Genomic DNA, 291 nt, shown 5'->3' with positions numbered 1-291 from the left:
GCGGGTTCGAATCCCGTTGTCCGCTCCAGAATATGTGCCTTTAGCTCAGCTGGATAGAGCGTTTGACTACGAATCAAAAGGTCGGGAGTTCGAATCTCTCAAGGCACGCCATTTTCACAACATAACAGGTAACGGGATGTAGCTCAGCTTGGTAGAGCACCTGGTTTGGGACCAGGGGGTCGCATGTTCAAATCGTGTCATCCCGACCATCAATATGCGGGTGTAGTTCAATGGTAGAACTTTAGCCTTCCAAGCTAATAGCGTGGGTTCGATTCCCATCACCCGCTCCAT

3 tRNA genes are annotated in these 291 nt (G+C 50.5%); all 3 read left to right on the top strand.

Going from position 1 to position 291, the window contains the following annotated elements:
• Positions 1 to 34: 34 nt before the first annotated feature.
• The 3 genes from ACXX53_RS23170 to ACXX53_RS23160 all read left to right on the top strand — a co-directional run bounded on the left by ACXX53_RS23170 (position 35) and on the right by ACXX53_RS23160 (position 290).
• A tRNA-Arg gene (locus ACXX53_RS23170) sits at positions 35 to 111 on the top strand.
• Between the two features lie 21 nt (positions 112 to 132).
• Positions 133 to 209, top strand: a tRNA-Pro gene (locus ACXX53_RS23165).
• 7 nt (positions 210 to 216) lie between these two features.
• Positions 217 to 290, top strand: a tRNA-Gly gene (locus ACXX53_RS23160).
• Position 291: the final 1 nt, after the last annotated feature.

Source organism: Paenibacillus marinisediminis, from assembly GCF_054343325.1.
This window is presented reverse-complemented; position numbering and strand designations above follow the sequence as displayed.